The 21,400-nt window shown below is 68.5% G+C and carries 20 protein-coding genes; 9 read left to right on the forward strand and 11 right to left on the reverse strand.

Annotated elements, in window-relative coordinates:
- Complete coding sequence (locus QTI05_RS15280; RefSeq protein ID WP_286622402.1) at positions 1-2,817, reverse strand: hybrid sensor histidine kinase/response regulator; 2,817 nt, start codon at positions 2,815-2,817, stop codon at positions 1-3.
- A 2-nt stretch (positions 2,818-2,819) separates the two neighbouring features.
- Entirely contained in the window at positions 2,820-3,935 is a 1,116-nt protein-coding gene (locus QTI05_RS15285) for a substrate-binding domain-containing protein (protein ID WP_286622090.1), read from the reverse strand.
- Between the two features lie 120 nt (positions 3,936-4,055).
- On the opposite strand from QTI05_RS15285, the gene QTI05_RS15290 reads away from it, so the two are divergent.
- Genes QTI05_RS15290 through QTI05_RS15300 form a run of 3 tightly spaced genes read left to right on the forward strand, consistent with a single transcriptional unit; the run spans position 4,056 to position 6,359 of the window.
- Positions 4,056-4,790, forward strand: a complete 735-nt coding sequence (locus QTI05_RS15290; protein ID WP_286622091.1) for an ABC transporter permease — start codon at positions 4,056-4,058, stop codon at positions 4,788-4,790.
- A gap of 22 nt (positions 4,791-4,812) precedes the next feature.
- Complete coding sequence (locus tag QTI05_RS15295) at positions 4,813-5,508, forward strand: ABC transporter ATP-binding protein (protein ID WP_286622092.1); 696 nt, start codon at positions 4,813-4,815, stop codon at positions 5,506-5,508.
- Positions 5,505-6,359: an ABC transporter substrate-binding protein gene (locus QTI05_RS15300; protein ID WP_286622093.1), complete on the forward strand. Its 855-nt coding sequence runs from the start codon at positions 5,505-5,507 to the stop codon at positions 6,357-6,359. The genes QTI05_RS15295 and QTI05_RS15300 overlap by 4 nt, the downstream gene beginning before the upstream one ends.
- Before the next feature lie 114 nt (positions 6,360-6,473).
- Here the strand turns inward: QTI05_RS15300 and QTI05_RS15305 are convergent, their stop codons facing one another.
- The 4 genes from QTI05_RS15305 to QTI05_RS15320 all read right to left on the reverse strand — a co-directional run bounded on the left by QTI05_RS15305 (position 6,474) and on the right by QTI05_RS15320 (position 10,757).
- Positions 6,474-7,991: a tripartite tricarboxylate transporter permease gene (locus QTI05_RS15305; RefSeq protein WP_286622094.1), complete on the reverse strand. Its 1,518-nt coding sequence runs from the start codon at positions 7,989-7,991 to the stop codon at positions 6,474-6,476.
- Entirely contained in the window at positions 7,991-8,422 is a 432-nt protein-coding gene (locus QTI05_RS15310; RefSeq protein WP_286622095.1) for a tripartite tricarboxylate transporter TctB family protein, read from the reverse strand. Before QTI05_RS15310 ends, QTI05_RS15305 begins: the two co-directional genes overlap by 1 nt.
- Positions 8,423-8,605: 183 nt before the next feature.
- Positions 8,606-10,090 carry a sensor histidine kinase gene (locus tag QTI05_RS15315; RefSeq protein WP_286622096.1) on the reverse strand — a complete coding sequence of 495 codons (1,485 nt, stop codon included), beginning with the start codon at positions 10,088-10,090 and terminating at the stop codon, positions 8,606-8,608.
- A complete protein-coding gene (locus tag QTI05_RS15320) occupies positions 10,071-10,757 on the reverse strand; it encodes a response regulator (RefSeq protein ID WP_286622097.1) in 687 nt (228 codons plus the stop codon). The genes QTI05_RS15315 and QTI05_RS15320 overlap by 20 nt, the downstream gene beginning before the upstream one ends.
- Positions 10,758-10,914: 157 nt before the next feature.
- On the opposite strand from QTI05_RS15320, the gene QTI05_RS15325 reads away from it, so the two are divergent.
- Positions 10,915-11,292 carry a nuclear transport factor 2 family protein gene (locus tag QTI05_RS15325; protein ID WP_286545747.1) on the forward strand — a complete coding sequence of 126 codons (378 nt, stop codon included), beginning with the start codon at positions 10,915-10,917 and terminating at the stop codon, positions 11,290-11,292.
- Between the two features lie 24 nt (positions 11,293-11,316).
- Here the strand turns inward: QTI05_RS15325 and modC are convergent, their stop codons facing one another.
- The 3 genes from modC to modA are packed head-to-tail and all read right to left on the reverse strand — an operon-like array spanning position 11,317 to position 13,811.
- Positions 11,317-12,390, reverse strand: coding sequence for a molybdenum ABC transporter ATP-binding protein (gene modC / locus QTI05_RS15330; protein WP_286622098.1), 1,074 nt, complete (start codon positions 12,388-12,390; stop codon positions 11,317-11,319).
- Positions 12,387-13,070 carry a molybdate ABC transporter permease subunit gene (gene modB, locus QTI05_RS15335; protein WP_286622099.1) on the reverse strand — a complete coding sequence of 228 codons (684 nt, stop codon included), beginning with the start codon at positions 13,068-13,070 and terminating at the stop codon, positions 12,387-12,389. Before modB ends, modC begins: the two co-directional genes overlap by 4 nt.
- Positions 13,071-13,811: a molybdate ABC transporter substrate-binding protein gene (modA, locus tag QTI05_RS15340; protein ID WP_286622100.1), complete on the reverse strand. Its 741-nt coding sequence runs from the start codon at positions 13,809-13,811 to the stop codon at positions 13,071-13,073. It abuts the gene before it with no gap.
- Between the two features lie 58 nt (positions 13,812-13,869).
- On the opposite strand from modA, the gene QTI05_RS15345 reads away from it, so the two are divergent.
- Positions 13,870-14,616 (forward strand): TOBE domain-containing protein, encoded by a 747-nt coding sequence (locus QTI05_RS15345; RefSeq protein WP_286622101.1) that lies wholly within the window; start codon positions 13,870-13,872, stop codon positions 14,614-14,616.
- Between the two features lie 21 nt (positions 14,617-14,637).
- Here the strand turns inward: QTI05_RS15345 and QTI05_RS15350 are convergent, their stop codons facing one another.
- The gene (locus tag QTI05_RS15350; protein WP_286622102.1) at positions 14,638-15,390 is read right to left on the reverse strand and encodes a molybdate ABC transporter substrate-binding protein; all 753 of its coding nucleotides are present in this window, start codon (positions 15,388-15,390) and stop codon (positions 14,638-14,640) included.
- Positions 15,390-16,511, reverse strand: coding sequence for a helix-turn-helix domain-containing protein (locus QTI05_RS15355; RefSeq protein WP_286622104.1), 1,122 nt, complete (start codon positions 16,509-16,511; stop codon positions 15,390-15,392). The genes QTI05_RS15350 and QTI05_RS15355 overlap by 1 nt, the downstream gene beginning before the upstream one ends.
- Positions 16,512-16,660: 149 nt before the next feature.
- Here QTI05_RS15355 and QTI05_RS15360 point away from each other — a divergent pair, with 149 nt between their 5' ends.
- From QTI05_RS15360 to QTI05_RS15375, 4 genes are read left to right on the forward strand one after another with little or no spacing between them, the layout of a single operon-like run.
- Positions 16,661-17,158, forward strand: coding sequence for a (2Fe-2S)-binding protein (locus QTI05_RS15360; RefSeq protein WP_286622105.1), 498 nt, complete (start codon positions 16,661-16,663; stop codon positions 17,156-17,158).
- Between the two features lie 10 nt (positions 17,159-17,168).
- Positions 17,169-19,613 (forward strand): xanthine dehydrogenase family protein molybdopterin-binding subunit, encoded by a 2,445-nt coding sequence (locus tag QTI05_RS15365; protein WP_286622106.1) that lies wholly within the window; start codon positions 17,169-17,171, stop codon positions 19,611-19,613.
- 23 nt (positions 19,614-19,636) lie between these two features.
- On the forward strand, positions 19,637-20,428 hold the full coding sequence (locus QTI05_RS15370) for an FAD binding domain-containing protein (protein WP_286622107.1): 792 nt from the start codon (positions 19,637-19,639) through the stop codon (positions 20,426-20,428).
- A 9-nt stretch (positions 20,429-20,437) separates the two neighbouring features.
- Entirely contained in the window at positions 20,438-21,364 is a 927-nt protein-coding gene (locus QTI05_RS15375) for an AAA family ATPase (RefSeq protein WP_286545764.1), read from the forward strand.
- The last annotated feature ends 36 nt before the right edge of the window (positions 21,365-21,400 follow it).

The raw sequence follows: 21,400 nt of genomic DNA on the forward strand, positions 1-21,400 counted from the left end.
TCAGGGCTCGAAGCGGCCGTGGGTGCGCGACTGCCGGCGCACGATCTGCTCGACCATGTGCGCGAAGTCGTCGATGGCAAAGGGCTTGGCGATCATCTGCATGCCCGGCGCCAGGAACTCGGCGCGCGTGGTCGCGTGCTCGGCATAGCCGGTCATGAACAGCACGTCGAGGCCGGGCCGGTGCTGGCGCGCGATTTCGGCCAGCTGGCGGCCATTGATACCCGGCAGGCCGACGTCGCTCACCAGCAGGTCGATGCGCTGGCCCGATTGCAGGATGGGGACGGCAGCGCCGCCGTCGGCCGCCTGCAGCGTGCGATAGCCCAGGTCTTCCAGCACGTCGAGCACCAGCAGGCGCACGCCGGGGTCGTCTTCCACCACCAGCACCACCTCGCCGCTGCCGTGCGGCAGGGCCGCGGCTGCCGTGGCCACCGAATCCGACGTGTCCTCGCTGCCGGCGCGCGGCAGGAAGAGCGTGACCGTGGTGCCCTGGCCCACCTGGCTCTGGATGTGAACGTGGCCGAGCGACTGCTGCACGAAGCCGTACACCATCGACAGCCCGAGGCCGGTGCCCTGGCCGATCGGCTTGGTGGTGAAGAACGGATCGAAAGCCTTGGCCAGCACATCGGGCGGCATGCCGGTGCCGCTGTCGGCCACCGCGATGGTGCAGTAATGGCCGGGTTCCAGCCCGTCATGGCCGCGCGTGTCGGCATCGGTCAGCACCGCCTGCGAGGCCGTGATGTGCAGCTCGCCACCGTGCGGCATGGCGTCGCGCGCATTGATGGCCAGATTGAGGATCGCGCTTTCGAGCTGGCTCTCGTCGCACAGCGCAGCGCCCGCGTCGGCATCGAGCTGCACTTCGAGCTGCACCTGTTCGCCCAGTGTGCGGCGCAGCAGCTCTTCGATCGAGCCGATCAGGCGGCTGACGTCGACCGGCCGGGTGTCGAGCGTCTGGCGGCGCGAGAACGCCAGCAGTCGCTGGATCAACGATGCCGCCCGCTGGGCCGACTGGGTGGCCGCGTCCATGTAGCGCTCGAGTCCCTCGGTGCGGCCCAGCACCACGCGCCGGCGCATCACCTCGATCGAACCGGTGATGCCCTGCAGCAGGTTGTTGAAGTCGTGCGCAATGCCGCCGGTGAGCTGGCCGATGGCTTCCATCTTCTGGCTTTGGCGCAGCCGGGCTTCGGACTCGCGCAGCGCCGTGATGTCGCGCCCCACCGCATGCAGAAACTGATCGTCGGGCACGGCCGTCCATGACACCGTGCGGTAGCTGCCGTCCCGATGGCGCAAGCGGCACTCGAAGCGCAGCATCCGGTGGCCGCGCGCCAGCTGGCCGAGTTCTGCGGCCGCCGCCGCGACATCGTCCTGGTGGAGCACGTCGAGGATCTGGCTGCCGAGCAATTCGGTCTCGGTCCAGCCCAGCAGTTCTTCCCAGGCCGGGTTGATCGCCGTGATGCGGCCGCCGAAATCGGCCACCACCATGATGTCGGTCGACAAATGCCACAGCCGGTCGCGGTCGCGCGTGCGCTCCTCCACGCTCCGCTCGAGGCGGGCCTGCGCAGCCTTCTGGTCGTCGATGTCGGTGTTGGTGCCGACCCAGCGCACCGGCACGCCCACGTCTGCCTCGGCGTCGAGCGGCTGGGCGCGCACCAGGTGCCAGCGCCAGGCGCCGTCGTGCCGTCTCAACCGGAACTCGGTTTCGTAGGCGCTTTGCAGCGCCAGCGAGCGGGCCCAGAGTTCCATGACGCGCGGCAGGTCTTCAGGGTGCACCATGCAAGTCCAGCCGTTGCCCGCGAGTTCGGCATGTGTGAGCTGCGAATAGGCGTACACGCTCTCGCTGAACCAGTCGAGCTGGCCGTCGGCCGCGGCCGTCCAGACCTGGTTCGGCACGGCCTGGGCCAGTGCGCGAAAACGCGCTTCGCTCTCGCGCAGCGTGGCCTCGGCCCACTTCTGCGCCGTGATGTCCTGCACCACCCCTCGCATCAGAATCGGCCGGCCGGCGTCGTCGCGCACCATCTCGGCCCGACGCGAGATCCAGCGCAGCGCACCGTCCCCGGCGCGCCGGATGCGGTATTCGACATTGAGCGGCGCGCTGCCATCGGTGCGGTTTTCGCGCGTCGACATCCGCTCGTTCCGGTTCAGGCGCAAGCGGTCGATCTCGAAGGCGTCGAAAGTCGTTCGCACCGGCATGCCGAAGATGCGGCAGAACTCGGCCGACACGCTCAGGGTGTCCGCCTGGATGTCGAGCAGGAACACGCCGATGCCGCCGGCCGCCTGGGCCATCTGCAACTGCCTGTTGGTTTCGCGCGTGCGGCTTTCGCTGGCTGCCAGCGCCTGCGTCATGCGCACGCGGCCCGTGGTTTCGCTCACGATGCACAGTACGCCACCGACGCGGCCGTCGATTTCGCGCACTGGGGAATAAGAGATGTCGAAGAACACCTGCTCGGGTTCGCCGTGCCGGTTGATCAGGAAGGGGCGGTCGTTCGCGCTGACCGTTTCGCCGTCGAGCAGCACGCGTTCGAGCAGCGGCCGCAAGTCGTCCCACAGCTCGGTCCAGTGTTCGCAGGCCGGGCGGCCCAATGCGGCTGGGTGTTTGTGGCCGATGGTGGGCGCGTAGGCGTCGTTGTAGAAGGCCACGAAATCGGGGCCCCAGAAGAGCACGATCTGCGCTTGCGAGGGCAAGAGAAGGTCGATGGTGGTGCGCAGCGCCACGGGCCACTGCGCTGGCGCGCCCAGCGGAGAATCGGCCGCGCCGAGCCGGCGCACCAGGTCAGCGGTTTCGCTGTCGCCGATGGGCCACTGATCAGGCAGCGAGGGCATGCTCACGGGGCCGACCCCTTCTTCTTTTTGGACTTGAACTGCCACCAGGGCAGCAACGCGCTCAGCGATTGCACCTCGCCGCTGGCGGCGCTCTCGTAGCCGGCCAGCGTGCCAAGGCGGTGCTGCCAGGCGGCGCCGCGCAGCAACACCAGCAGGGCTTCGGTCGCCGGATGCGCCAGTGCCGACTTCAGGCAGGCCAGGTGGTAACGCTCATGCGCCAGCGGCACGAAACCCAGACCCGCGGCGCGCGCCGCCGATTCGAGGCCGAGGCCGGCATCGGCCTGGCCCGCCGCCACCGCGTGCGCCACCGCGCCGTGCGAGGGCTCGCTGCGGCCGTAGCCGTCGAGCGCGTCGCCGTCGATCCCGGCGGCGTCCAGCAACTCGTCGAGCAGCACGCGCGTGCCGGTGCCGATCGAGCGGTTCACGTAGCGCGCCTGCAGGCGCGCCACATCGGCCAGCGATTCCAGCGCGAGCGGGTTGCCGGGCGCCACGATCAGGCCCTGCGTACGGCGTGCGAAGCCGATCAGCTTGTGAATCCCCGGCTTCAGCAGCGGCTGGTAGGTGCGCTGCGTGAGCGAGCCGGCCGCAGCCGATTCGAGCGTGTGAAAACCCGCCATGGTGCAGCGGCCCTGGTTCAGGGCGCTGATGGCGTCCACGCTGCCGCTGAACTGGATGTCGAGCTGGAGCCGCGCGCTGCCGGCCGCATGCGAGCGCAGCAACACCAGCGCATCGTCATGGCTGGCCTGCAGGCTCAGCACATGGGTGCGGTCATCGAAAGCCAGCGCGAAGGCGCGCTCCAGATCGGCATGCAGCGCCTCGATCTGCGGTGCCAGCCGAGCCTGGGCCTGGCGCTCGGCCCAGAGCAGCTTGTCGCCGAACTCCGAGAGCTGGGCGCGCCGGCCCTTCTCGCCGGTGACAAGTGCGTGGCCGAAGCTCTGCTCCCATCGCTTGAGCTCGCCCCACACATGGCGGTAGGACAGCTCGAGCGAACGGGCCGCCGCGGAGATCGAGCCGTGTTCGCGCACGGCCTGCAGCAGTGCCATCAACGGGTTGCCGATCAGCGCGCCGCCGACCCGCCGGCGCGGCGTGATCAGGTAGGAAAGTTCGATCTGTTGCACGGGATGGAGAAGGATGGCTGCGCGTCGAGCATTATGCAGAGCAGACGGCAACCTATGCACAACATTGCATAGGTTGGCTCACCCACCCTGATACTTTCTCGCGGCCATGAAATCCGCCGCATGAACACCTTTGCCCAAAGCGCGCTGTCGGCGTGGCAACTGATCGTCTCCGGCGACCCGGTGCTGCTCGCCATCGTCGGTCGTTCGCTGGCTGTCAGTGCCAGTGCGTGCGCGCTGGCCTGCGGCCTCGGCCTGCTGTTGGGCGCGTGGCTCGGCGTTGCCCGCTTTCGCGGCCGCAGCCTGGTGTTGACGCTGCTCAACACGCTGCTGGCGCTGCCTTCGGTGGTGGTCGGGCTGGTGGTCTACCTCCTGCTGTCGCGCTCCGGTCCGTTCGGCGCGCTCGGCTGGCTGTTCACCTTCAAGGCCATGGTGCTGGCGCAAACCGTGCTGGTGCTGCCGGTGGTGACCGCGCTCACGCGGCAGACCATCGAGGATGCCGACCGCTCGCATGGCGAGCAGTGGCGCTCGCTCGGCGCCGGCCCGCTGGCGCGCGCGCTGCTGCTGGTGTGGGACGAGCGGTATGCGCTGGTCACCGTGCTGATCGCCGCCTTCGGACGCGCGGTGTCCGAGGTCGGTGCCGTGATGGTGGTGGGCGGCAACATCGACGGCTTCACGCGCGTGATGACCACCGCCATCGCGCTCGAAACCAGCAAGGGCGATCTGCCGCTGGCGCTGGCGCTGGGGCTCTTGCTGCTGCTGGTGGTGCTCGCGCTCAACGTGCTGATCGGCCTGTTGCGCGCCTGGCGCGAGCGCGTCGACGGCGGTGCTGCCGTGGCGATGCGGGTGACGGCATGAGCGCCGCGCCAAGGGTGCACCAATGAGCGCAGCGCCTTTGTTCGCATTGAGCCAGGTCGAGGTGCGCTTCGGCCGCGTCACCGCGCTGCGCGATGCGTCGCTGTCGATCCATGCGGGCGAGCGGGTTGCGTTGATCGGCGCCAACGGCAGCGGCAAGAGCACGCTGCTGCGTTTGCTGCACGGGCTGGTGCCGCATGCGGCCGGCCGTTTTGCGAGCCATGCGCCGCGGCGCGACCAGGCCATGCTGTTCCAGCGGCCGCACATGCTGCGTGCAAGTGCCGGAACCAATGTGGCGCTCGCGCTCTGGCTGCACGGCATGCCGTGGCGCGATGCGCGCGGTGCGGCCGGCCCGGCGCTCGCCCGCGTCGGCCTCGAGGGGCTGCTGGCGCGCAATGCGCGCACGCTGTCGGGCGGCCAGCAGCAGCGCCTGGCCCTGGCGCGCGCCTGGGCCTTGCAGCCGCAGGTGCTGCTGCTGGACGAGCCGACCGCCAGCCTCGATCCCCATGCCAAGCGCGAGGTCGAGGCCCTGCTGGCCGAGGCCGCAAGCGGGCGCACGCTGGTGTTCGCGAGCCACAACCTGGGCCAGGTCAAGCGCCTGGCCAGCCGCGTCGTTTACCTCGAGCAGGGCCGCGTGATCGCCGACCTGCCGGTGCATGAGTTCTTCCACGGCCCGCTGCCCGAAGAAGCCCATTTGTTCGTCAAAGGAGAGTTGGCATGAAAGTCTTTTTCCAGCGTTTCGGTGTGGGCCCCACGGCCCAGGCCGCGGTGGCGCTGGTGTTGCTGGGTGCCAGCATTCTGGTGGCGCGCGCCGAAACCATCACGATGGCCTCGACCACGTCGACCGAGCAATCGGGCCTGTTCGCGCACATGCTGCCAGCCTTCAAGCAGGCCAGCGGCATCGAGGTCAAGGTGGTGGCGGTCGGCACCGGCCAGGCGATCGACATGGCGCGCCGCGGCGATGCCGATGTGCTGTTCGTGCACGACACCGCGGCCGAAGAGAAGTTCGTGGCCGAAGGGTTTGCCGCGAAGCGCTACCCGGTCATGTACAACGACTTCGTGCTGGTCGGCCCGAAGGCAGACACGGCCGGCGTCAAGGGCAACGACATCGTGGCCGCGCTGAAGAAGCTGGCTGCGGCCAACGCGCCATTCGTCTCGCGCGGCGACAAGAGCGGCACCGACGCGGCCGAGCGCCGGCTGTGGAACCTGACCGGCCTGGGCGAAACGGGCACGCCGTTGCCCAACGACAAGAAGGGCAGCGGCTACAAGGAATGCGGTTGCGGCATGGGGCCGGCGCTCAACATCGCAGCCTCGACGGGCGGCTACGTGTTGGCCGACCGCGGCACCTGGCTGAGCTTCAAGAACCGGGCCGATCTCGCGGTGCTGGTGGAAGGCGACAAGCGCCTGTTCAACCAGTACGGCGTGATGGTGCCAAGTGCCGCGAAGTTTCCCAATCTCAACAGCACCGGCGCGCAGAAGTTCGTCGACTGGGTGATCTCGCCCGCGGGCCAGGCCAACATTGCGAGCTACAAGATCAACGGCGAGCAACTGTTCTTTCCCAATGCCAGATGAGTAGTAGCCGGGCTCGGGGGTAGGGCCTGCGGGTGGGCCGCCGCCCTGAGCCCGCCCCGGAACCTCAACAAGGCGGACCCTCAGTGCCCAGATCCCAACCCGACCGCGGCCCATTCACCCCGAGACAGGCACCGTTTCCTCGATGCGAACCGGCGGACGCCGCAAGCCCCGGACAAACGCCACCAGCTGCCACACCACCACGGCGCCGATCACGGCGAGCAAGGTGCCGCTGATGGGGCGATGGATGAAGATGCCGAACTCCCCCCGGCTCAGGAGCATGGCGCGGCGGAAGTTCTCTTCGAGCATCGGGCCCAGGATGAAGCCCAGCATCAGCGGGGCGGCCTCCATGTCGAGCCGCAGGAACGAATAGCCGATCAGGCCGAACACGGCGGTCGTGTAGATGTCGTCCAGGCTGTTGTTGATGCTGTAGGTGCCGATACAGCAGAAGAACATGATCGCCGGGAACAGCACCGTGTAGGGAATCTTGAAAACCGACAGCCAATAGCGCACCAGCGGCACGTTGAGCACCACCAGGAAGCAATTGCCGACCCACATGCTGGCCACCAGGCCCCAGAACAGGTCGGGGTGGGTGGCAATCATGTTCGGACCGGGCTGGATGCCCTTCACGATGAAGGCCGCCATCATCAGCGCCATGACCGCGTTCTCCGGAATGCCGATGGCCATGAGCGGAATGAAACTGGTGCGCGCCGCCGCCTCGTCCGCCGCCGCCTGGCCGGCCACGCCTTCGATACAGCCGGTGCCGATCTCGTCCTTGTACTTGCTGAAGCGCTTGTCCGCCGCGTAGGCCGCGAACTGAGCGATCGTCGGGCCGCCGCCGGGCAGGATGCCCAGGATCGAGCCGATCACGCTGCCGCGCAAGGCGCTGGGGATGATGCGCTTGAACTCGGCCCAGGTCGGCATGAGCTTGATCTTGCCGTTGAAGGGCGTGAGAACGTTCTTGTTGTCGAGATTCTTCACCACCTCCGCAATGCCGAAGCAGCCGAGCGCGATGCTGATCAGGCCGATGCCGTCCTGCAGGAACGGCAGATTCATCGTGTAGCGCGCCACGCCGCTGTTCACGTCGGTGCCGACCATGCCGAGCAGCACGCCGACCATGGCCATCGCCAGGCCGTTGAGCAGGCTGCCGCTGCTGACGAAACTCACGCAGAAGAAGCCGAGCAGCATCAGCGCACAGTAGTCGGCCGGCCCGAACAAAAAGCCCACCTCGCCCAGCGCCGGCGCCATCGTCGACAGCACGATGATGGCCACGGTGCCGCCGATGAAGCTAGAGATGCCCGCGGTGAAGAGGGCCAGGCCCGTCTTGCCCTTGAGCGTCATCTGGTAGCCATCGATGCACGCGACGATGCTGCTCGCGTGCGGAATCTTCATCGTGATGGCGCTCACGCTGTCGCCGTACTGCGCACCGTAGTAGATGCCCGCCAGCATGATGAGCGCCCCGCCGGTGGGGATGGAGTACGTCAGCGGCAGCAGCAGGCTGATGGTGGACAGCGGGCCGAGCCCGGGCAGCAGCCCGACCAGCGTGCCCACCGTGCAGCCCAGGGCGCAGTACAGGAGGTTCTGCAGCGTCAGTGCGTGTTCGAACCCGAACGCGAGGTTGTGCAGGATGTCCATCAGTAGAGCGGCAGGCTGAGGCCGAGAAAGTTCTTGAAGGCGAAGGCCACCGCGATCAGGCCCACGGAGATCTTGATGTTGCGCACCACCGAGTACGAGGTGCCGGCGAGGGTCGAGAAGAACACCAGGAACACGATGCCGAGGATCATGTTGAGGTACTCGGAAATCACCGTGAACCCGACCAGGCTCAGCATGATGATCGCGATGTTCTTGACGCTGTGTTCGAGCGGAACGGGCGGCACGAAGTGCGAGCGCACCACGCTGAGCAGGCCAACCACGAACAGGAACCCGCTGATCATCACCGGGAACAGGCCCGGTCCGGAGCGGCTGAACTCGCCGATCGCGTAGTTGCTTCGGGCCACCAGGCCGAACAGCAGCGCGATCGCCATGAGAAAAAGCCCTCTGACGAAATTCCGGTTGTTGAAGTTCATGCGGCGCTGCTCCGGGGCTGTGCGGCGCGGCGCGTTGTCGGCAATGCGGGATGGGTCATCCGGGTCTCCTTCTGGTTGTGTCCCGCACGTGGCGGGCAGGCGGAGCGGATGGTAGGGAGCGAGGCTTCCAATCGGCTTTCGTTTTGGCCGTGCACCCTCTAAATACGTGTTATCACTAACGCACTAGCGCGGGTCGGCGGCGCCCCGAGGCAGGCGCAGGATGGCGCGCAAGCCGCTGGCGTCTGCGTCGTCGGCATCGGCGTTCGCGAGCACGATGTCGCCGCCGTTGCGCCGCGCGTAGGCGCGCGCGATGGCCAGGCCCAGGCCGGCACCGTGCGGGCCTTTTTCGGAGTGGGTGCTGCCCTGGCGGAAGCGTTCGAACACCTCGGCCCGCCGTGCCTCGGCGATGCCGGGGCCGTCGTCGCGGACTTCGGCCTGCCCCACGCCATCGCGCCGGCTCGCCGCCACCGTGATGCGCCCGCCGGGCGGCGTGTAGACGATGGCGTTGTGCACGAGGTTGGCGAGCGCCTCGTGCAACTCGGGGCCGTTGGCCAGCACCGGAACACCGTGAGGCCCGGCGTCCGTCCAGCCGAGGTCCTGGTCCTTTTCGTGGGCCAGGGCCAGGTACTGGAGCACCACGTCCCGGGCGACGGCGTTGAGATCCACGACCGCCGGTGCGTCGGCAGGCGGGGCCGTGTCGCTCGCGTGGGCCAGCGAGAGCAGCTGCTCGCACAAGCGCCTGCTGCGCGAGATCTGGGCGACGATGGCGCGCAGGGTCTGGTGAAGCTGCTCGGGATCCTTCTCTCGCAGCGCGACGCCGGCCTGGGTCAGCATGATGGCCAGCGGCGTGCGCAACTGGTGCGATGCGTCGGCCAGGAACTGCGATTGCTGATCGAGCAGGTCGCGGTAGCTCGCCACGTGCGCGTTGACGGCATCGACCAGCGGCGCCACTTCATGCGGCACACCGCGGGTGTCCAGCGGCTCGAGCGCATGGCCCTTGCTCGCCAGCACCGACCTGCGCAGCGCTTCCAGTGGCCGCAGCGACCAGGTCACACCGAGCCAGACCAGCAGCACCACCACCAGCACCATGCGGGCATCGCGCAGCAGCGCCTGGCGCGTCGCGCCGGCCTGCGCCTGGTCGCGCGGCCCGGTGCCTTCGGCGGCCTGAACCAGCAGCTCGAAGCGCTGGCCGCGTCCGTCGGCGATCTCGCTTCGAAGTGCGACCAGCCGAACCGGTTCGCCGCGCCAGGCGCTGTCGTACCAGACCGGGGACGCCGAGGCCGCCGACGCAGGCGGTGCCGGCAGATCGGTCTCGCCCATCAAGGTCAACTCGCGCGACGGTGCAGTTGCCGGGCCCTGCGCGGCCGGCCGGGGTGTGAGGCCGACATGCACATGCTTGTGCCGGGGATGGGTGGCGTCGAACATCGTCTGCACCACCTGCGGTGCGTCCAGCCGGAGCGAACCGTCGGGCGCGACGGACACGCTGCCTTGCAGCGCCGTGACCGACTCGAGCATGGACTGGTCGTAGGCATCCTGCACCAGGGTGCGCAACGCGCGGTGGTCGTTCCAGCTGTCGAGCGCCAGCAGCGCCAGCACGGCCGGGAGCAGCAAGGTCAGCAGCCGCGCGCGAATGCCGAACCGCGATGCTTCAGTCCGCGGCGTCTTCATGCGCGATGCGCTCCAGCATGTAGCCCAGGCCGCGGACGGTCACGATGCGCACATCGCCACCCTCTAGCTTGCGGCGCAGCCTGTGAAGCACCAGCTCGATGGCATCCGGGCCGGCGTTGCTGTTGGCCGGAAACACCTTGCCCGAGAGATGCGACTTCTCGACCGGCGACCCATTGCGCGCCAGCAGCACCGAGAGCGCCGCGCTCTCGCGCGGCGTCAGCTGCAGCAGCCTGCCGGCCAGGGTGAAGGCCCGGCTGTCGTGAGGGCATGACAGCGAGCCGCATTGCAGCACCGCATGGACGTTCCCGCGGCTGCGCCGGACCAGCGCGGTGAGACGGGCTTCCAGCTCCTCGATCGCGAAGGGCTTGGTCAGGAAGTCGTCGGCCCCGACGTTCAGGCCCCTGACCCGATCCTGCAGCGAGCCTTGTGCGGTCAGCACCAGCACGGGTGTGCGGTTGCCGGCTTTGCGGATGTCCGCCAGCAGCGCCAGCCCGTGTTTGTCGGGCAGCCGCAGATCGAGCACGACGGCGTCGTAGTCGTTGCCGGCCAGAAGGGACTCGGCGGTGGTGGCATCCGGCGCGTGATCCGGCACGAAGCCGCTCTGCTTGAACGCGCGCACCAGCCACGAGGCCATCTCGGCTTCGTCTTCAACCAGCAGCAAACGCATTGTTCGTTCTCTCGGACGGTCAGGGACGTAGGAGGTTCTTGCGCAGGATTCTCGCTCCAGCCATGACCTGCGACGTCATCGACGCGAAGCCGATGGGTCGCGACCATTCATTCACCCCGCGATGTTGCGGGCCCCGAACCCCGAAAGGAATCGCACCATGAACACCGCCACCCCCGACGCCGTCGGCATCGCCCATCGCTACATCGCCCTCTGGAACGAAACCGACGCGGCGCGCCGGCAGCAGATGCTCGAAGCCGGCTGGGCGCCAGACGCGCTCTACGTCGACCCCGTGATGCAGGCCAGCGGCCGCGACGCGATCAGCGCGTTGGTCGGCGCCGTGCACCAGCGCTACCCGGGCTTTCGCTTCGCGCTCACCGGCAAGGCCGATGCGCACGGCGATCACGTGCGCTTCAGCTGGACGCTGGGCCCGAGCGGCGCGGCCGACCTGATCCAGGGCACCGACTTCGCGCAGCTCGAAGCCGGCAAGCTGCAGTCGGTCACCGGCTTTCTGGACAAGGTGCCGGTCGGCGCGTGAAATCAGTCGACGACGGCGCGCCCGCTATTCGACGATGGCGACGCCCTTGACCTGCGCATGCACCGGCGTGCCAGGGGCAAGCTGCAGCAGGTCGGCCGACTTGCGCGTGATGCGCGCCAGGATGCGCGTTCCACCGAGATCGAGCCCGACCATCGTCTGGCCTGGGCTGTCGTCGACGAGTTCGGTGACCGTGGCGGGCAGGATGTTGAGCACGCTGGTGTCGCTCTGCCGGTGCAATGTCAGGCTCACGTCGCGGGCCTGGATGCGCACGCGCACCGCCTGGCCGATGCGGGTGCCGCGGTGCGGCAAGTGGAGCCGGCCACCCGCGAACTCGACCTGCGTGAGGTGGTAGTCCGGCTCATGCCCGACCACGGTGGCACGGATCACCGCGCCTGCCGTGTCGCCGTGGGCCAATGGCAGATCGAGCTGCGTCATCAGGGCCGCAGCGGCGCCGGCGGCGACCACTCGGCCGGCATCGAGCAGCACCAGGTGATCGGCCAGCCGTGCGATCTCGTCCGGCGCATGGGTCACGTACAGCACCGGAATGTCGAGCTCGCCGTGCAGGCGCTCCAGGTAGGGCAGCACCTCGCGCTTGCGCTCGGCGTCCAGCGAGGCCAGGGGTTCGTCCATCAGCAGGAGGTCGGGGCTGGTGGCCAGCGCGCGCGCCATGCCCACGCGTTGCCGCTCGCCGCCCGACAACGTTTGCGGCTGCCGCGTCATGAGCGCACCAATGCCCAGCAGCTCGACCGCCTGGGCCAGCGACACCCGCCGGGCAGATGGCGGCACGCGGCGCATGCCGTATTCGAGATTGCGCCGCACATCGAGGTGCGCGAACAGTCGCGTCTCCTGGAACACGTAGCCGATGGCGCGCCGGTGCGTCGGCACGAAGACATCGCCGTCCTGCCAGCGCGCGCCGTTGACCACGACGTGGTTGCCCGGCGTGCGCTGCAGCCCTGCGATGGCGCGCAGGCAGGTGGTCTTGCCGCAGCCCGAGGGGCCCGAAAGTACGGTCACGCCGCGGCCCGGCAACGCGAGGTCGACATCGAGCGAGAAGCCCGGATGGTTGACGCGCAACGCGGCGCGGATACCGGCGCTCATGTCCGCGCTCGCCGCTGCCCGGTCGGGTTCAGCACATACAGCGCGAGCAGCACGACGAACGAGAACGCGACCATGCCGGCCGCGAGCCAGTGCGCCTGCGTGTATTCGAGCGCCTCGACATGGTCGTAGATCTGCACCGACACCACGCGCGTCCTGTCGGGGATGTTGCCGCCGATCATCAGCACCACGCCGAATTCACCGACCGTGTGCGCAAAACCCATCACGATGGCCGTGAGGTAGCCCGGCCGCGCGAGCGGCAGCACCACGCTGAAGAAGGTGTCGAGCGGCGTGGCACGCAGCGTGGCGGCAGCCTCCAGCGGCTCGTCGCCGATGCCTTCGAACGCGTTCTGGAGCGGCTGGATCACGAACGGCATCGAATACACCACCGACCCCACCACCAGCCCCGCGAAGGTGAAGGGCAGCAGACCGAGCCCGAGCGATTGGGTGAGCCGCCCGATCGGCCCGTCGGGCCCCATCGTCACCAGGAAATAGAAGCCGATCACCGTCGGTGGCAGCACGATCGGCAGCGCCACCAGCGCGCCGACCACGCCCTTCCACCGCGAGCGCGTGCGCGCCAGCCACCAGGCGATCGGCGTGCCGAGCAGCAGCAGGATCAGCGTGGTGAGCGCCGCCAGCTTGAGCGTGAGCGCAATGGCGGCGAGGTCGGCAGCGGAAGGCATCTACAGGTCGTAGCCGAAAGCGCGAATGACCGCCTTCGCCTTGTCGGTCTTGAGGTAGGCCAGCAGCGCCGCCGCGGCCGCGTTGTCTTTGGCGCCGGCGAGCAGCACCGCGTCCTGTCGGATCGGGTTGTGCAGGTGGGACGGCACGATCCATGCCGAACCACGCTGGATCTTGCCGTCCTCGTAGACCTGCGAGAGCGCGACGAAGCCCAGCTCGGCGTTGCCGCTGGTCACGAAGCCAAAAGTCTGGCCGATGCTTTCGCCCTGCACGAACCTGGGTTCCAGCGCGGCCAGCAGTCCGAGCCGTGTCAAGGTCTCGACCGCGGCAGCGCCGTAGGGCGCGAGCTTGGGGGCCGCCAGCGCGAGGTGCGCGAACTGGCCGCGCCTGAGCACATCGCCGTTGCCGTCCACGAAGTCGGCCTTCGGCGACCACAGCACCAGTTTGCCGATTGCGTAGGTGAAGCGGCTGCCCGGCACGGCGGCGCCGTCGCGGTCGAGCCGCGCCGGTGTTTCGTCGTCGGCGGCGAGCAACACGTCGAAGGGCGCGCCGCTGCGGATCTGTGCGTAGAACTTGCCGGTCGATCCGGACGTCACCACCGCCTTGTGTCCACTGGCCTTCTCGAAGTCGGCGGCCAGCACCTTCATCGGCCCGACGAAGTTGGCGGCCACGGCAACCTGCACTTCGGCGGCCTGCGCGCCTGCGGCGAACAGCACAGCCATCAAACCGGCGATGAATTTCATTTTTCGCTATTCATGAATGGAATAGCGAAAGTGTAAGCCGGCCGGCACAATCCCGGCCATGGCAACTCCCCGCTTCAGCGACGCGCTCGGTCACGGCATGAGCGACAAGCGCATCGACATCCTGCGCGGCATCGCCCGCACCGGCAGCATCTCGCAGGCTGCGCGGGAAGTCGGGGTGAGCTACAAGGCAGCATGGCAGGCCATTGCCACGCTGACCAACCTGGCGGGCGTGCCGCTGGTCGAGCGCTCGGTTGGCGGCGCGGGCGGTGGCGGTGCCACGCTCACGGCCGAGGGGCAGCAATTGCTGGCGTTGGCCGATGCGCATGCCGTTGCGCGCCGCGGCGTGCAGGTGCACAGCGGTGCTGCCGCGGCGGTGGCGCGGTTGTCTGTGCGCACCAGCATGCGCAACCAGCTGCCGGCCACCGTGCGCGAACTCGAGCGCACCGGCCCGGTGGTGCGCCTGCGCATGGCATTGCCCAATGGCGAAACCATGGCCGCCCGCATCACGCACGAGAGCGCCGAACTGCTGGGGCTGGCCGAGGGCATGACGGCCATCGCACTCTGCAAGGCCACGGCGGTTCAGGTCGAGCGCGCGGATGCGGCGCACCGCCCCCGTGGCAACCAGCTCACCGGCACGGTGGCCCGGGTGGCCCGCGGCGACAGCGGTGACGAGATCGTGATCGCGCTGGCCGGCGGCGAGCTTCAGCTCGTCGGCTTCGCCGCGAGCGGCAGCGGTTTGCGCGCGCGCCAGCGGGTGACGGCGGTGGTGGACGAGGCTGCGGTGGTGGTGGCGCTGCCGGGTTGAGAGCGCTATGGCGCCTGGCCTTCAGGGCGCCGACTCCATCCCCTTGCCCTGCAGCACCGCCCGGGCTTCCGCGCTGCCCAGCAGCGCCAGAAAAGCCTTGGCCGCTTCCGCATCGCGCGCCGCCGAGCCGATGCCGCCTGCGTACACCGTGTAGTTCTGGATCTCGGCCGGAATCGGCCCGACCAGCGTCGCGCCGGGCACGGCCAGAATTTCGCTGATCTGGTGGAGCGCGATGTCGGCCTCGCCGGTGACAAGGCGCTGTGCGACCAGGCCGCCCGGCACCAGCACGGCCTTGGCCTTGATTTGCGGCGCGATGCCCATCTTCTCGAACAGCTGCGACAGGTAGACGCCGCTCGAGCCACCCGCGGCGGGGTCGATGTAGGCCACTGCGCGGGCCGCCAGCAACGCCTGCTGGAACGCGGCGACGCTGGTGATGTCGGGTGCCGGCGCGCCTTGCTTGACCGCCACGCCGATGGCCACGCGCGCAAGCCGGGCCGGGCTGCCCGCCACGATCTTGCCGGCCTGCACCAACTGCTCGACCGCCGCAGGCGTGAGGATCACGAGGTCGAAGGCTTCCCCGCCCGCGATGCGTTTGGCCAGCGCGCCGGCCGTGTCGTTGTCGATCACCAGTTTGTGGCCGGTGCGCTGCTCGAAGGCGGGCGCGAGCGCGGTCACGACGGGCTTGAACGCGCCGGCCGTCAGCACCTTGAGTTCGGCGGCACTGGCGACGCAGACCGCCAGCGCCAGAACGAGCGTGCAGGCGATCCGTTTCATCAGCGTGTGCCGTGCACCAGCTTGCGGTACACGGTCGCGCGGCTGATGCCGAGCACGCGGGCGGCTTCCGCGACGTTGCCGCGGGCTTCGTCGACGGCCTTGCGGATCAGGGCGGTTTCCACGTCGCGCAGGCGTGGGCGGTGTGGCGCTTCGATGGCCGGTGCCGCTGCGTCGCCGATCACGCCGCCCGCTTGTGGCCGCGCCTGCAGGCGCAGGCCTGACCACAGCGGCACCTCGATCACGCTGCCATTGGCGCGGCGCGCCGCATCCCACAGCAGCGTCCAGGGCAGGGCGAACAGGTCGCTGGCGTGCAGCCGCGCCGGCGGCGCCAGGGTCGCGGGCTGGTTGACCATCTCGCGCGCTGCCGCGTTGCTGGCCGTGACGTGGCCGTCGCCGTCCAGGCACAGCAGCCCTTCGGACTCGGTGTTGCCCCCGTAGCCCGGCCAGTTCAGCCGCACCAGCAGGTCGTGCGGCTGCTGCAGCACCAGCGCGTTCTCGATGCTGCGCGCCGAGAGGGCGGCCAGGTGCTTGAGTTCGGGGCGCTCGACCACGTTCACGCCGGTCAGGTCGAGCATGCCGACGCATTGGCCGTCGGGCCCGAACAGGGGGGCACCGGCGCAGCTGTAGAGGCTGGTGTCGTCGAAGAAGTGTTCGCCGCGGTGCAGCCAGACGGGCTGCAGCTCGGCCAGCGCCGCCCCGATGGCGGTGGTGCCCACGGCGTGTTCCGACAGGTCGATGCCGACGCGTGCGATGTCGATCGCCGGCCGTTCGGCGTTCACCGGCACGCCGCGCACGTCGATCACGATGCCGCGGGCGTCGGTGAGGATCGCGAAGTAGCGCGTGTCCGCGATGGCGCGTGCCAGCCGGTCCAGCACCGGCTGCGCGGCCGCCACCAGGCTGCGGCTTTGCTCGACCATGCGGTGGGCGTGCCGGGCTGACACGGCATCGAAGCTCACGCGCTGTTGCGGCCGCCGGCCGGCCGACAGGCAGCGCTGCCAGGAGCGCGTGATCCAGGGTTGGATGCGCGAGCTGGTCGCGCCGGCGTGCTCGATCACGTCGCGCCGGGCCTGGGCGATCAGCGCGGCCCGTTCGGGCAGCGAGGCGGGAGCGGAGGGCAGCATGGGGAGATTGTGGGGGTGCGCTGTTTCATTTTGAGAATTTCGCAGGCGCCGTGCAAGCGTCTAGGGTTTTGCCTAGGATGGTGCCCCAACCCGGCGCCGAAGATGCAACTCGCCGAAATCAGCCATCACCCATAACAGGAGACAGCCACATGCAGGTCAAGCTCACGGTCAACGGCCGCGCGGTCACGGTCGACGCACCTCCCAACACCTTTCTCGTGCACGCGATCCGCGAGCACCTGCACCTGACCGGCACCCATGTCGGCTGCGACACCGCGCAGTGCGGCGCCTGCACCGTCCACGTCAACGGCCGCGCCGTCAAGTCGTGCAACGTGCTGGTGGCCCAGGTGGCGGATGCCGACATCACCACCATCGAAGGCGTCGCCCAGCCCGACGGCACCATGCACCCGATGCAGGCGGCTTTCAAGGAGTGCCACGGCCTGCAATGTGGCTTCTGCACCCCGGGCATGGTGATGAGCGCGATCGACCTGTGCACGCACCATCCGAAGTCGAGCGAAACCGAAGTCCGCGCGCTGCTCGACGGCAACATTTGCCGCTGCACCGGCTACCAGAACATCGTCAAGGCCGTGATGATGGGCGGCGAGGCGATGGCCTCGGGCCAGCCGATCAAGACCGCCGTCACGGCGTAAGGGGAACGACATGGGCGCACCCGACTTCGCAAAACTGCCGCACATCGGCGAGGCCATCCGCCGCAAGGAGGATTACCGCTTCCTGACCGGTGCCGGCAACTACACCGGCGACATCACGATGGGCGCCCAGGCCCATTGCATCTTCGTGCGCTCGCCGCACGCGCATGCCACCCTCAGGTCGGTCGATACGGCCGAGGCGCTGAAGATGCCCGGCGTGGTCGGCATCTTCACCGGCAAGGACATCGAGGGAAAGATGGGTGGGCTGCCCTGCGGCTGGCTCATCAACAACCCCGACGGCACGCCGATGAAGGAGCCGATGCATCCGATCCTCGCGATCAAGAAGGTGCGCTATGTCGGCGACCATGTCGCGATGGTCGTTGCCGAGACGGTCGAGCAGGCCAAGAACGCGGCCGAAGCCGTGGTGGTCGACTACGACGTGCATCCCGCGCTGGTGAGCGTGGCCGACGCCGCGAAGAAGGCGAGCGGCGTCACGATCCATGACGAGGCGCCCGACAACCAGTGCTACAAGTGGACGCTTGGCGACAAGGCCGGCGTCGACGCGGCCTTTGCCAACGCGGCGCACGTGACCAAGCTCGACCTGGTCAACAACCGCCTGATCCCGAATCCGATCGAGCCACGAGTGGCCATCGGCAACTACAGCCGGGCGAACGAAGAATACGTGCTGTACGTGTCCAACCAGAACCCGCACGTCGAGCGCCTCTTGATGACCGCTTTCGTGCTCGGCCTGCCGGAACACAAGGTGCGCGTGATCGCACCCGACGTCGGCGGCGGCTTCGGCTCCAAGATCTACCTGTATGCCGAGGACGTGTGCCTGACCTGGGCCGCCAAGCAGCTCAACCGGAGCATCAAGTGGACGGGCGAGCGCTCGGAGTGCTTCCTGAGCGACGCGCACGGCCGCGACCATGTGAGCCATGCCGAAATGGCGCTCGACAAGGACGGCAAGTTCCTCGCGCTGCGCGTGCATACCGACGCGAACCTCGGCGCCTACCTGTCGACCTTCTCGACCGCGATCCCCACCATCCTGTATGCGACGCTGCTCGCGGGCCAGTACGCCACGCCGCAGATCTACGTCGAGGTCGACGCCTGGTTCACCAACACCGCGCCGGTCGACGCCTACCGCGGAGCGGGCCGGCCCGAGGCGACCTACCTGCTGGAGCGCCTGGTATCGCGCTGTGCGTGGGAGCTGAATCTGGGGCAGGACGAGATTCGCCGCCGCAACATGATCACCAGCTTTCCGTACCAGACGCCGGTGGCGCTGCAGTACGACACGGGCAACTTCCCCGCCTTGCTGGATCGCGCCAACGAACTCGCCGAGGTCGCGGGCTTTGGAGCGCGCAAGGCCGAGAGCGCGAAGAACGGCAAGCTGCGGGGCATCGGCTACTCGAGCTACATCGAGGCTTGCGGCCTGGCCCCGTCGAACGTGGCCGGTGCGCTCGGTGCGCGCGCCGGGCTGTTCGAGGCGGGTGAAGTGCGTGTGCATCCGACCGGCAGCGTGACGGTGTTCACCGGCTCGCACAGCCATGGCCAGGGCCACGAAACGACCTTCGCGCAATTGGTGGCGGCACGCCTGGGCATCGCGGTCGAGGCGGTCGACATCGTGCACGGCGACACTGGCCGCGTGCCCTTCGGCATGGGCACCTACGGTTCGCGCTCGCTGTCGGTGGGCGGTACGGCCATCATGAAGGCGCTCGACAAGATCGAGGCCAAGGCCAAGAAGATCGCGGCGCACCTGATGGAGGCAAGCGACGCCGACATCGAATTCGCCAACGGCGAGTTCACCGTGAAGGGCACCGACAAGAAGATCCCGTTCGGCCAGGTGGCGCTGACGGCCTACGTGCCGCACAACTACCCGCTCGACAAACTGGAACCGGGCCTGAACGAAACCGCGTTCTACGACCCGACCAACTTCACCTACCCGGCCGGCACCTACATCTGCGAAGTCGAAATCGACAAGGGCACGGGCGAGGTCAAGATCGACCGCTTCACCGCGGTGGACGACTTCGGCACCATCGTCAACCCGATGATCGTCGAGGGCCAGGTGCATGGCGGCATCGTGCAGGGCATCGGCCAGGCCCTGATGGAAAACTGCGTGTACGACAACGAAACCGGCCAGCTGCTCACCGGCAGCTTCATGGACTACGCCATGCCTCGCGCCGAGGACTTCCCGATGTTCAAGCTCGACACCCTGAGCACGCCCTGCACGCACAACCCGATCGGCTCCAAGGGTTGCGGCGAGGCAGGTGCCATCGGCTCGCCGCCGGCCGTGATCAATGCCGTGCTCGACGCGCTGGCGCCGCTCGGCGTGAAGGACTTCGACATGCCCGCTTCGCCGCACCGGGTGTGGGAGGCGATGCAAAAGGGCGCCACCACCCCGACCCAGGAGCCGCAAACCCCGTCGCTGACCGCCAGCACGCAAGGCCGTCCGGCCGCCTGAATGCACAGAAGGAAGAAACCATCATGTACGCCTTCACCCTCGAACGTCCCGCTTCCGTCGCCGATGCCGTCAAGCTCGCAGGCGCCGGCGGCAAGCTGCTGGCCGGCGGCCAGACCCTGCTGGCCTCGATGAAGCTGCGCCTGTCGGCGCCCGAACAACTGGTCGACCTCGGCGGCATCAAGGAGCTCACCGGCATCAAGAAAGACGGCAGCAACCTGACCATCGGCGCCATGTCGCGGCATCTCGATGTCGCCAACAATGCCGACGTCAAGGCCGCCTATCCGGCGCTGGCCGACCTGGCCTCGCGCATCGGCGACCGGCAGGTGCGCGCCATGGGCACCATCGGCGGATCGGTCGCCAACAACGATCCGGCAGCCTGCTACCCCAGCGCGGTGCTCGGCTCGGGCGCAACCATCGTCACCAGCAAGCGCGAGATTGCGGCCGACGATTTCTTCCAGGGCCTGTTCACCACGGCACTGGAAGAGGGCGAGCTGATCACCGCCATCCGCTTCCCGATTCCGCAGCGTGCCGTGTACGAAAAGCTGCGTCAGAAGGCCTCGCACTTTCCGCTGGTCGGCGTGTTCCTGGCGCGCTACGACAACAGCGTGCGGGTGGCCGTCACCGGCGCGGGCAACGGCGTGTTCCGGCACAAGGGGCTCGAAGACGCGCTGACGAAGAGCTTCACGCCCGAGTCCGCCGCCGCCGTGAAGATCGATGCGAGCGAACTCAACAGCGACCTGCACGCCTCCGCTGCCTACCGCGCCAACCTGATCAGCGTGCTCACGCAACGCGCCGTCAAAAAGGCATTGGCTTAAGCTTCGGAAATGACCGACCTCACGCCTGCCGCGACCGCCCCGTTCCCCTCCATCGACGCGGTCACGCAGGCGCTGCAGGCGGCTGGCTACTTTGCCGACCGGCGCCTGGCGACGGCGGTGTTTCTGGCGCTCAAGCTGCAGCGGCCGTTGTTGCTCGAAGGCGAACCCGGCGTCGGCAAGACCGAACTGGCGAAGGCGCTTTCCAAAGCGTTGCAGCGCGAACTGCTGCGCCTGCAGTGCTATGACGGGCTCGAGCAGCGCGAGGCGCTCTACGAGTGGAACTACGCGGCCCAGCTGCTGCACATGCGCGCGGCGGAAGCGCACGGCGCATCGAGCGACATCGAGGCCGAGGTCTACCAGCCGCGCTACCTGGTGCGCCGGCCGTTGCTGCAGGCGTTGCAGGCGCCGGAGCCCGGTGCCGTGCTGCTGATCGACGAGGTCGACCGCGCCGACGAACCGTTCGAAGCCTTCCTGCTCGAATACCTCGGTGAGTACCAGGTGAGCATTCCCGAACTCGGCACGGTGACCGCGCAGGTGCCGCCCGTGACCATTCTCACCAGCAACCGCACGCGCGAACTCAACGACGCAGTCAAGCGGCGCTGCCTCTACCACTGGCTCGACTACCCCGATCGCGAGCGCGAACTGGCGATCGTGCGGGCGCAGGTGCCGCAGGCCGGTGCCGTGCTGTCGGAGCAGGTGGCGGCCTTTATCGGGCGGCTGCGCAGCGCGCCGTTTGCCGGCATGTTCCAGCGCGCACCCGGCATCGCCGAGAGCGTGGAATGGGCCCGGGCGCTGATTGCGCTCGACACGGTCGAACTCGACCCCGAGATCGTGGTCGACACCGCCGGCATCCTGTTCAAGCAGCGCGACGACGTGGCTGCGCTCACGCGCGAACTGGCCTCCGACCTGTTGAAGCCTGAGGCAGCGGGGGCATGAATCCCGGATTCCGCCGGTTCTCCCCTGCAAGGGGGT

This window comes from Variovorax fucosicus (assembly GCF_030316825.1).
In the GTDB taxonomy this organism is placed as follows: domain Bacteria; phylum Pseudomonadota; class Gammaproteobacteria; order Burkholderiales; family Burkholderiaceae_C; genus Variovorax; species Variovorax fucosicus.